The 11545-nt window shown below is 29.3% G+C and carries 9 protein-coding genes; all 9 read left to right on the forward strand.

Annotation, left to right across the window (positions count from 1 at the left end):
- The first annotated feature begins 32 nt into the window (after positions 1-32).
- The 9 genes from ACFYH6_RS05605 to ACFYH6_RS05645 all read left to right on the forward strand — a co-directional run bounded on the left by ACFYH6_RS05605 (position 33) and on the right by ACFYH6_RS05645 (position 11528).
- A complete protein-coding gene (locus ACFYH6_RS05605) occupies positions 33-854 on the forward strand; it encodes a transketolase (protein ID WP_416178925.1) in 822 nt (273 codons plus the stop codon).
- The gene (locus ACFYH6_RS05610; protein ID WP_416178924.1) at positions 854-1771 is read left to right on the forward strand and encodes a transketolase family protein; all 918 of its coding nucleotides are present in this window, start codon (positions 854-856) and stop codon (positions 1769-1771) included. Before ACFYH6_RS05605 ends, ACFYH6_RS05610 begins: the two co-directional genes overlap by 1 nt.
- A 45-nt stretch (positions 1772-1816) precedes the next feature.
- Positions 1817-3340: a phosphomannomutase/phosphoglucomutase gene (locus ACFYH6_RS05615; protein WP_416178923.1), complete on the forward strand. Its 1524-nt coding sequence runs from the start codon at positions 1817-1819 to the stop codon at positions 3338-3340.
- A 562-nt stretch (positions 3341-3902) separates the two neighbouring features.
- Positions 3903-5618 (forward strand): ABC transporter substrate-binding protein, encoded by a 1716-nt coding sequence (locus ACFYH6_RS05620; protein WP_416178922.1) that lies wholly within the window; start codon positions 3903-3905, stop codon positions 5616-5618.
- A 30-nt stretch (positions 5619-5648) separates the two neighbouring features.
- Positions 5649-6638: an ABC transporter permease gene (locus tag ACFYH6_RS05625; RefSeq protein ID WP_416178921.1), complete on the forward strand. Its 990-nt coding sequence runs from the start codon at positions 5649-5651 to the stop codon at positions 6636-6638.
- Positions 6639-6664: 26 nt separating this feature from the next.
- Complete coding sequence (locus ACFYH6_RS05630; protein WP_416178920.1) at positions 6665-7621, forward strand: ABC transporter permease; 957 nt, start codon at positions 6665-6667, stop codon at positions 7619-7621.
- On the forward strand, positions 7621-8598 hold the full coding sequence (locus tag ACFYH6_RS05635; protein ID WP_416179029.1) for an ABC transporter ATP-binding protein: 978 nt from the start codon (positions 7621-7623) through the stop codon (positions 8596-8598). The genes ACFYH6_RS05630 and ACFYH6_RS05635 overlap by 1 nt, the downstream gene beginning before the upstream one ends.
- A 3-nt stretch (positions 8599-8601) precedes the next feature.
- A complete protein-coding gene (locus ACFYH6_RS05640) occupies positions 8602-9597 on the forward strand; it encodes an ABC transporter ATP-binding protein (RefSeq protein WP_416178919.1) in 996 nt (331 codons plus the stop codon).
- A 419-nt stretch (positions 9598-10016) separates the two neighbouring features.
- Positions 10017-11528: a response regulator transcription factor gene (locus tag ACFYH6_RS05645; protein WP_416178918.1), complete on the forward strand. Its 1512-nt coding sequence runs from the start codon at positions 10017-10019 to the stop codon at positions 11526-11528.
- Positions 11529-11545 lie beyond the last annotated feature (17 nt).

Consider the following 11545-nt stretch of genomic DNA (forward strand, 5'->3'; position numbering starts at 1 on the left):
AGAACATTGCTAAGTGCAAGGAGGAATAAAGTTTGAATATTGAAGAATTAAAAAATATAGCAAAAAATATAAGAATAGACATAGTAGATATGGTAGCTACAGCTAAGTCAGGACATCCAGGTGGATCATTATCAGTAACAGATATATTAACATTTCTATATTTTGAAGAAATGAATATTAAAGTAAATGAACCAAAATGGGAAGATAGAGATAGATTTGTTTTATCTAAGGGACATGCGGCACCTGCATTATATGCAGTTTTAGCAAATAAGGGATACTTCCCAAGAGAAGAACTTAAAACTTTAAGAAAGTTCAAATCACATCTTCAAGGTCATCCTGATATGAAGAAAACTTTAGGAGTAGATATGTCAACTGGATCCCTTGGACAAGGCTTATCAGCTGCTAACGGAATGGCACTAGCTGGAAAGTTAGATAAAAAAGATTATAGAGTTTATACAGTAATAGGTGATGGAGAACTTCAAGAAGGTCAAATTTGGGAAGCAGCAATGAGTGCAGCTCATTATAAGTTAGATAATCTAGTTGCTTTTGTTGATTATAATGGATTACAAATTGATGGATCAAATGAAGAAGTTATGAATGTAAGTCCAGTAGATAAGAAATTTGAAGCCTTTGGATGGAATGTATTAGTTATAGATGGACATAATTTTCAAGAAATAAAAAATGCTTTAGATAAGGCAAAAAAAGTTAAAGGAATGCCAACAGCAATAATAGCTAAAACTGTTAAAGGTAAGGGTGTTTCATTTATGGAAAACCAAGCAGCTTGGCATGGAACAGCACCAAATGAAGAACAAAGAGTACAAGCTTTAAGTGACTTAGAAGGAGGAGAGCAATAATGAATATAGCAACAAGAGAAGCTTATGGAGCAGCATTAAAGGAATTAGCCAAAAATGAAAATGTTGTAGTTTTAGATGCAGATTTAGGAAAGGCAACAAAAAGTATAGAATTTAAAAATGTAGCACCAGAAAGATTTTTTGATATGGGAATAGCTGAATCAGATATGATAGGAACAGCAGCAGGCTTATCTACTTGTGGAAAAATTCCTTTTGCTACAACTTTTGCTATGTTTGCAGCAGGAAGAGCCTTTGAGCAAATAAGAAATTCAGTAGCTTATCCAAATTTAAATGTAAAAATAGCTGTTACTCATGCTGGTATTACAGTTGGAGAAGATGGGGGAAGCCATCAAGCTATTGAAGATATATCTTTAATGAGAAGTATACCTAATATGGTAGTGATAAATCCATCTGATTCAGTAGAAGCAAAACAAGCAGTATATGTAGCAGCAGAATATTATGGCCCTGTATATATAAGATTTGGAAGAGCAGCTACACCAGTAATTCATGATGAAAACTATGAATTTAAATTAGGTAAAGGTGAAATATTAAGAGAAGGAAAGGATGTTGTTATAATAGCAACAGGAATAATGGTAAGCAAAGCATTAGAAGCTGCAGAAGCTTTAAGTAAAGAAAATATTGAAGCAACAGTAGTAAATATATCAACTATAAAGCCATTAGATACAGAAATGATAGTAAACTTAGCAAAAAAGACTGGAAAGGTAGTTACAGCAGAAGAACATAGCATAATAGGTGGATTAGGTTCAGCAGTTGCAGAAGTATTATCAGAAGAATGTCCTGTAAAACTTAAAAGAGTTGGACTTAAGGATATATTTGGTCAATCAGGTACTCCAGATGAATTATTAGAGTATTATGGACTTACATCAAAGGATATAGTAGATGCAGTTAAATCAATTTAGTACAGATAATAAGTGAAATTAATATAAGTATAAAAGGAGAAAAGAGTGAGTATTAATTTAGCTAATCAAGAAGTTGATATAAAAAATACCCTTCAAAAATTAAAAAATGGTACAGATATAAGAGGAATTGCAATAGATACAAAAGATTATAAGAAGAATTTAACATCTGAAATTGTATCATTAATTGGATATGGTTTTTCAAAATGGTTAAAAAATAAAAATCCTGAAATAGATAATTTAAAAGTAGCTATAGGTATAGATTCAAGGTTATCTGGTCCAAGTTTAAAAAAGACTTTAAAGGATGTTTTAATTAAAGAAGGTATAACTGTATATGATTGTGGTATCAGTACTACACCAGCTATGTTTATGACTACAGTACTAGATGATTATAAATGTCATGGAGCTATAATGATTACAGCAAGCCATCTTCCTTATTATTATAATGGATTAAAATTCTTTACATCTAATGGAGGTTGTGAAAAAGAAGATATAGATAATATTATAAATTTAGCAAGTATTTCAATTAATAATAATGAAAGTTCTGTATCTGAAATTGGAGAAGTAAAAGAAGTAAACTTAATAGAAGATTATTCAAAAGTATTAGTTGATAAAGTAAGAAAAGCTGTAAATATGGAAAGACCATTAGAAGGTAGTAAGATAATAGTTGATGCTGGAAATGGAGCAGGAGGGTTCTTTGCGACACAGGTTTTAGAAAAGCTTGGTGCAGATACTAAAGGAAGTCAATATCTAAATCCAGATGGAAATTTTCCTAACCATATACCTAATCCAGAAAATAAAGAAGCAATGGAATCTATAAAAAATGCAGTACTAAATTCAAAGGCAGATTTAGGGATAATATTTGACACAGATGTGGATAGAGCTGCAATAGTTTCTAAGTCAGGTGAAGAAATAAATAAGAATTCTCTTATAGCATTAATATCAGCTATAGTTATAGAGAAAGATAAATATACAACTATAGTTACAGATTCAATTACATCTACAGGGCTAACAGAATTTATAACAAATCTAGGTGGCGTTCATCACAGATTTAAAAGAGGATATAAAAATGTTATAAATGAGGCTAAGAGATTAAATGAAAAAGGAATTGATTGTCCTGTTGCAATAGAAACTTCTGGACATGCCGCTTTAAGAGAGAATTATTTCTTAGATGATGGAGCTTACCTTGTAGTGAAGATTCTTATAGAAATGTCAAAGCTAAAAAAGGAAAATAAGGATATATGTGATTTAATAAAAGATTTAAAATATCCATTAGAAAGTGAAGAAAAGAGAATAAAAATTAAATGTGAGAACTTCAGGGAATATGGAGAATCTGTTATAGATAATTTAAAACTATATGTTAACCAGTATAAAGATTGGAATATAGAAGCTAAAAATTATGAAGGGATAAAATTAAATTGTGATAAAGAAAAGGGGTGGGCCCTTTTAAGGTTATCTCTTCATGAGCCAATACTTGCTATAAATATAGAAAGTGACATTGAAGGCGGAGTAAAAAGTATTAGTGATAGAATTGATATTTTTATGAAGAAATACAGTTCCTTAGAGGTTTAGAAAATAAAGTAGTTTATTAAGTATTAATTGAAAATACATATGTAATTACATTATTACTAATATGAATTTAAATAAGTGAAATATAAGACCTATAGGTTAAGAAGTTCTTAATTTATAGGCCTTATTTTATTTAATATATAAAGTTCATATAAAATAATCTATAATTAATTTTAGAATAAATATAAATAGAAAGGGGGTATTTGTTGCTTCATTAGAGGTGAGTTTTTCTGAAAGAAGTATTGTATCAATAAAAGTATACAAGCTTAAATAAAGAAATTTTAAAGGGTATTAATAAGAAATTCATAATTGGCATTGGATTAATTAGTTTATTTATAGTATACTTCCTTATTTATTTAATTAATATAAAAAGCTAGAATTAATAGAGGAAAATATCTTGAATTTTTAGGGTGTTTTTATAAAGGGATTTGATATAGAATTTAGCTAGATAGAGTAGTATTTAATGAAATCGATTAAATTGCAATATAACCTCGATGTAAAGGTATACTACTAAATCGAAAAATGGTATAAGATAATTACAAAAACTATTTAGGGGGAAGAGAGTATGAAAGTCAAAAAAATCATTAGCCTTATTTGTACAGTAGTTGTTGCAACAGGAATATTAATAGGCTGTAATTCAAATGGAGGAGATAAAGGAAAAGCTGAAGAAAATACAAAACCAGCAGCTTTAACAATTTTACAAGAATCCTCACAAGGTTGGGTAAGAAACTTTAACCCATACAATAAGCCAACTCAATTTATTCAAGGATTTATGTACGAACCATTAATTATTTTTGATGCAAATAATGGTGGAGAAGAAACAATGTGGCTAGCAGAAGATATTAAGAGTGAAGAAGATAACCAAACTCTTGTAGTAAAATTAAGAAAAGATGTTAAATGGAGCGATGGTGAAGATTTCAATGCTGATGACGTAGTATTCACATACACTTATTCAAAGGACAAGCCAGAAATAGATACAAGTGGTAATTGGCATGGAGATAGTCCAAAGCTAAAATCAGTTGAAAAGGTAGATGATCATACAGTTAAATTTGTAGTATCTAAACCTAACGTATTTAGCAGAAAAGATATATTCTTCCAAACTTGGATAGTTCCAGAACACGTATTCTCTAAAATTTCTGATCCAGCTACAGCAGTAGTAGATAATCCAGTTGTTACGGGTTCTTTCTCAGAAGTTAAAGATTATACTCCTGAAATGGTTGTTTTAGGTAGAAATCCAAACTATTGGAACGCTGATGATTTAAAAGTAGATGAATTAAGAATACCACAATTTGATGGAAATGATGCTGCCTTAGCATTATTAGAAGAAGGAAATATTGACTGGGCTTATATTATGATTCCAGATATTGAAAACACTTATGTAAAAGGCGATGCTCATAAAAAATATTGGTATGGTAGAAATGATGCTATAAGATTAAGTTTTAACTATATGACTAAAAATGAAAATAATAAGAAAGCTTTCGATTCAGTAGACTTTAGAAGAGCTGTATCTTTAGCAACTGATAGAAATACTATTAATAAATCTGCAGCATTTGGTTATTTAAGTGATGAAATACCAACTGTTACTGGATTGCCACCAATGTTGTCATCTTATGTAAATAAAGATGCAAAAGCACTTTCAGATCCATATGTAAAATTTGATTTAGCTGAAGCAGGAAAAATTCTTGATGCAGCAGGTTTTGTAGATAAGGATGGAGATAAATTCAGAGATAATCCAGATGGAACTCCAATCAAATTTGATATAATTTCCCCTGCAGGATGGTCAGATTGGAATGCAGGAGCACAAATAGTTGCAGAAAACTTACAAAAAATTGGTATAAATGCTACAAATGCACCTAAGGAACTTGGAGTAGTTACTGAAGCATGGGGAACTGGTGACTTCGATATGTTATATACAGCTTATGGACAAAACACAAATATATGGAAATATTATTTCGATACAATTGGTGATCAATCAAGATTCTTAACAAGTACTTGGTGGTCAACTTGTCAAAACAACTATAAGAATGATGAAATGACTGCTTTAATAGAAGAATTACCAGTAGCAACAGAAGAAAGACAAACTGAAATAGTAGAAAAGATTGAAAAATTCTTTGCTGAAAATATGATTAGTGTACCAATCTTATTTAATGGTAAGTGGAATATTTATAATGATGCTAGATTTACAGGATGGACAACAGCAGAAGGTAAAGGTCCAGACCCATCTAATTGTATACATGATTCTAAAATACTACAATTAATGGAATTAGAACCAGTAAAATAAATTATTAAGTAAGATTAGAGGAGAAGAAAGATGAAATATATTTTGAAACGATTATGGTTTTATTTTATGGCCTTTATCGGAGCATTTACATTAAACTTCTTTCTTCCTCGTCTTATGCCAGGAGACCCAGTCCAAATGAGATTAGGAGAGCTTGCAAAACAAGGTGGTAAAGTAGATCCAGCTACTATACAAGCTATTGAAAAAATGTTTGGAATTAATAGCAATGAACCTTTAATATTAACTTATTTGAAAAATTTCGTTGATATATTAAAAGGTGATTGGGGAGTTTCTTTTACAAATAACCTATATCCTGTTACAGAAGTAATAAAAAGACCATTAGGATGGACAATATTTTTATGTGGAACAGCATTAATATTATCATTTATTATTAATACAGCTTTAGGTATATTTGTTGCATGGAGAAGAGGAAGTAGATTAGATACGACGTTAACAGTTGGTGGACAAATTATGGCAAATATTCCTGCTGTAATTATTGCATTAACTTTAAGTTATACATTGGCTTATACTGGGGTTTTCCCTAAAGGGTATGCAATAACTCCTTTATTATATGCTAAGGGTTTTGCATATGCTAAGGATGTTGCCTATCATGCCTTCTTGCCAGTAACTGCAATTATTTTAAGTAGTTTTGGTGGAATAATGGGTATGAGAGCTAATATGATAAATCAATTAGGTGAAGATTATATAGTTATGGGAGTTGCAAAAGGCGTTCCTGATAAAAAGATTATGCTTAAGTATTGTGCGAGAAATGCTATGCTACCAGTAGTAACTTCATTTGCCATGTCAGTTGGATTTTTACTTGGTGGACAATTACTTATTGAGAATATATTTAACTATCCAGGATTAGGAAAATTAATGATTCAAGCTATTAATGGTAGAGACTATCCATTAATGCAAGGTATTTTGCTTATGACTACTATTTTGATGCTGTCAGCTAATTTTATCGCAGATATAAGTGTTTTTATTCTTGATCCAAGAATTAGAAGACAATCAGGAGAATAATTATAAGGAAAGTATGAGGTTGTAATATGGTAAAGAAATTATTAAATTCTAAAATAGTTAATTTTTTGAAAGAGTCTCCTAAAACTACTGTTGGAGTAGTTTTAATATTAATTGTATTAGTATTAACTCTTGGAGCTAACTTATTTACATCATATGCACCTATGCAAACATTTGATGGATTATGGCGTGTAGCACCATCATCTGAACATATTCTTGGAACCACACAAGCAGGTAAAGATGTGTGGGCTCAAACTTTATATGGTGGAAGAGTATCTATATCAGTTGGGATTTTTGCAGGGACAATAGCGGTTATTCTAAGCTTAATAGTTGGAATTACAGCAGGTTATTTTGGTGGAGTAGCAGATAATGGTATAACAACTACAATAAATATAATTATGGTTATTCCACAAACAGTATTACTATTAATAATTGCATCAATGATAGGAAAAATTTCTCCTCTAGCAATTGGAATTATAATAGGTGTTACTTCTTGGCCATGGGGAGCTCGTGTTTATAGAGCACAAACTATGAGCTTAAGAAATAGAGAGTTTGTGAAATCAGCTGAAACCTTAGGAGAATCTAAGGTGCGTATACTATTTGTAGAAATAATGCCTAATATGTTATCAATGATAACTTCAGGGTTTATAGGAACAGTAATATATGCTATTATGGCACAATCTTTTATTGAATTTATAGGTTTTGGAGATAGAATGTCAGTAACTTGGGGGCAAATGTTAAACAATGCCCAAAGTACTGGTGCTTTAAATAGTGGAGTATGGTGGGAAGTACTTGGACCAAGTGTATTTGTAATATTATTTGGAGCAGGACTTACACTAATTAATTTCTCCATTGATGAGGTATCTAATCCAAAATTAAGAGCTCAAAGAATTATGAGAAAATACTATAAAGAAAAGAAGAAACAAGAAAGATTATTAAAGAAAGAATTTTCAGGAACTACTACTAGTGAAGGAGGCATTAAGTGATGGGAGCAATACTTGAAGTTGAAAATCTTTGTGTTGATTATATAACAGAAAATGGACATATAAGAGCAGTAGATAACGTAAGCTTTGTTATTGAAGAAGGAAAAAGCCTAGGTCTAGCAGGAGAGTCAGGTTGTGGTAAAAGTACTATTGCTTATTCCTTAATGAGATTACACAGACCTCCAGCACTTATTACTGGTGGAACAATAAAAATGGATGGAAAAGATATTTTATCCTTACCAGAAAATCAATTGCAAGAATTTAGATGGAATAAAATAAGTATGGTGTTCCAATCAGCTATGAACTGTTTAAATCCAGTAGCTACTCTTGAAAATCAATTTTTTGAACTTTATAAAACTCATGGAATAACTAAAAATAAGAAGGAAGCAAGAAAAATGGCAGAGGAGCTTCTAGAAATAGTAGGTATTCCAGCTAATCGTTTAGGAGATTATCCACATCAATTTTCAGGTGGAATGAGACAGCGTGCTGTAATCGCTATGGCGTTAGCTTTAAATCCAAGACTACTTATATTAGATGAACCTACTACAGCATTAGACACTGTAGTTCAAAGGGAAATACTTCAAAAAATATATGAGTTAAAGGAAAAGTTTAATTTTTCAATTTTATTTATTACTCATGATATTAGTTTAATGATGGAATTTTGTGATACAGTAGCAATAATGTATGCAGGAAAAATTGTTGAACAAGCATCTTCAAGGAAAATATTAAAGAACCCACAACATCCATATGCTTATGGATTAAAGAATTCATTCCCTTCATTACAAGGTGAAATAGAATATATGGAAGGGATTCCTGGTTCACCATTAAATTTAAGTTGCATTCCTAAGGGATGTAGATTCCAAGAAAGATGCTTTAAAGCAACTAAAATATGCTTTGAAGAAGAACCAAAAAGAAGTTCAGAAGGTGAAGAATTCTTCTTCTGTCATAATCCATTAGAAGTGGTAAAGGAGATAGGATAAGATATGGAAGAAAAAGAATTAGTACAACCAATATTTAGTGTGAAAAACGTTACAATGGATTTTAAAGTTGCTAAAAAAAGCTTTTTTTCAAAGAAAGGTACTATTCGTGCTTTAAATGACATATCTTTTGACTTATATCCTGGAGAATCTTTAGCAATAGTTGGAGAATCTGGTTGTGGAAAGTCTACATTATGTAGAATTGCTATGAAATTCTATGAACCAAGTTCTGGAGCAATGTATTTTGAAAAGGAAAATATTAATGAATTAAAAGGTGAAAAACTTAAAAATTATAGACAAAAGTCTCAAATGATTTTTCAAGACCCTTTTTCATCTTTAAATCCATTACACAATATATATTATCATCTTAAAAGACCATTAGAACTTTATCATCCTTCTGATGAAGAGACAATGTATAAAAAAATGGATGAATATTTGACCATGGTTGGATTAACTCCACCTAAGGATCAAGGTGAAAAATTTCCTCATCAACTTTCTGGTGGACAAAAACAAAGGGCTTATATTGCAAGAGTACTAGCAGTAGGTGCTGATGTGATTTTTGCAGATGAACCAACTTCTATGCTTGATGTATCTATAAGACTTGGAGTTCTAAACTTATTAAATAAACTAAAAAAAGAAATGAATAAATCTTTTGTATATATTACACATGATATTGCGACAGCAAGATATTTTGCAGATAGAATAATTGTATTATATGCAGGACATATGGTTGAATGGGGAGAGGTAGATAAAGTAATTTGCAATCCAAAACATCCATATACTAAGCTTCTTGTAGCGGCTGCTCCAGATCCTGAAAGAGAAGGAGTAATGGAATTACCTGTTGTAAGAGATAAAGATACAGAAATAAGACAGTGGACACCTAAAAGCACTGGATGCCCATTTAGAACTAGGTGTCCAGTAGCACAGGATATTTGTGAAAGTAAATGTCCAGAACCTAGAGAAGTTTCACCTGGACAATTTATTAGGTGTATACATGGTTAGTTAATTAGATTCTTCTCATAATATCAATATAAAAAAGTAGAGAATTTTATGACTAGATGGATATAAAGTTTATAAGAGAGGTTTATAAAGAACTAAATTAATATAGTTACTAAGATGCCAGAAGGAACACTATGTTAAAAGTAATTTTTTTATTACCATAAATCCTAGAGGTATAACTCTGGGATTTATTTTTTAGGAAAAATAGACTTACAATAATTATTTATGAAAATAATTACATAAATATTGAATTATATCTATTTAAAGGTAATATTGGATATTATATAATATTAATATGCAAATTAAATAAAATTTTAAAAGACCATATTAGAAATAATAGTTGTGGAGTTATAGTAAAAACTAAAGAAAGTATTGGGATGAAGGTTTTATTATTTTATGGATAATGAGAGGGGGAGAATAAGATGCTAAAGGTACTTATAGCAGATGATGAACTTTATGTAAGGGAAGAAATAAAAAATATTATTAATTGGAACGAATGTGGATTTATCATATGTGGAGAAGGTACTGATGGTTATGATACATATGAAAAGATTTTTGATTTAAAGCCAGATTTAATATTAATGGATATAAAAATGCATGGGAAATCAGGATTAGATATTATAAGAGATGCAAAGAAAAAAGGGTTTTTAGGAAAATTCATAATAGTAAGCGAGAACTCTGAATTTAATTATGTAAAAAATGCTATGAGATATGGAGCAAAATCCTATTTGTTAAAACCTATAGATAAAGATGAGTTACTTGAGATTGTTAATGAAGTAAAAAAAGAAATTTTTTATAAAATAAATTTAAATACAAATTTTGAAAGTAAACTTGAATTAATAAAAGAATATGCTTTAGTAAGGCTTTGCTTAAATAATTATTTAGAAGAAGCAAGGGAAATCCTAAATTCTATAAATAATAAAAGTTTATATGTAGCATTGATATCTAGTGATAAAAATAGATTTGATAGTGACAATATAATTGATTTAAAAAAGGTAGTTGAAGAAAATTTAAGTGGCAATAATACTAATGTTTTTAGAGTTAAAAATAGAGTGGCAATAATATTTTATGACAAAAGTATTGAGTACATTTATTCATTATTAAAAAAAATGAAAATTCAAATAGAAAAAGAGATGAAAGAAAATCTTTTTATTACAATAGGAGAAGAAGTTAGTAATATTAATAAAATTAATTATTCATATGAAAGTGCTAAAGATTTAATGAATAAGAAGTATTTATACCTTAATCAAGGCATTATTTATAAGGATAAGATAAAAAATAATATTAATAGTTCAATTAGTGAAGAACAAATAATTAATAATTTATATAGCTATATAGAAATAGGTGAAGTAGAGGAGATAGAGAAAAACTTTTCATTACTAGAAAAAATTATATTAGAAAAGAATTATAAAGAAGAACAAATAAAGGCTTTACTAACTACTTACTATATTCAATTAAAAGATAATATTATATTAAACTATAATGTAAAAGAAACCTTAGATATGGATAATAAAATAATTATTGAAGAAATTTATAGTAAAAATAGTTTAAATGAAGTTATTAAGTTATTAATAGATAAATTTTTAAATATTTCAAAATATGTAGCAAGGAACTTTAAGGGTAAAGGGATTAAGAGAATAATTAAATATGTAGATAATAAATATTATAGAGATTTAAAATTAGAGGATTTAGCAAAAATGTTTAATTATAATAGCTCTTACTTAGGTAAGTTATTTAAAGATACTACAGGTAAAAGTTTTAATGTTTATTTAGATAATGTAAGAATAGAAGAAGCTAAAAAATTACTAATTGAGGATAAATTGAAAGTATATGAAGTATGTGAAAAGGTAGGCTATAAAAATATTGATTATTTTTATTATAAATTTAAAAAATATGTAGGTATAAGTCCTTTAAATTATAAGAAGATAAAGTAAATATAACAATACCTAAA

The organism is Clostridium sp. HCS.1 (assembly GCF_047900555.1).
In the GTDB taxonomy this organism is placed as follows: Bacteria; Bacillota; Clostridia; order Clostridiales; family Clostridiaceae; genus Clostridium.

What these genes read in the sequence shown, in the direction of transcription:
- ACFYH6_RS05610 (WP_416178924.1), top strand. Translation starts at nt 854, where the DNA reads ATGAATATAGCAACAAGAGAAGCTTATGGAGCAGCATTAAAGGAATTA.
- ACFYH6_RS05620 (WP_416178922.1), top strand. Translation starts at nt 3,903, where the DNA reads ATGAAAGTCAAAAAAATCATTAGCCTTATTTGTACAGTAGTTGTTGCA.
- ACFYH6_RS05625 (WP_416178921.1), top strand. Translation starts at nt 5,649, where the DNA reads ATGAAATATATTTTGAAACGATTATGGTTTTATTTTATGGCCTTTATC.
- ACFYH6_RS05630 (WP_416178920.1), top strand. Translation starts at nt 6,665, where the DNA reads ATGGTAAAGAAATTATTAAATTCTAAAATAGTTAATTTTTTGAAAGAG.
- ACFYH6_RS05635 (WP_416179029.1), top strand. Translation starts at nt 7,621, where the DNA reads ATGGGAGCAATACTTGAAGTTGAAAATCTTTGTGTTGATTATATAACA.
- ACFYH6_RS05640 (WP_416178919.1), top strand. Translation starts at nt 8,602, where the DNA reads ATGGAAGAAAAAGAATTAGTACAACCAATATTTAGTGTGAAAAACGTT.
- ACFYH6_RS05645 (WP_416178918.1), top strand. Translation starts at nt 10,017, where the DNA reads ATGCTAAAGGTACTTATAGCAGATGATGAACTTTATGTAAGGGAAGAA.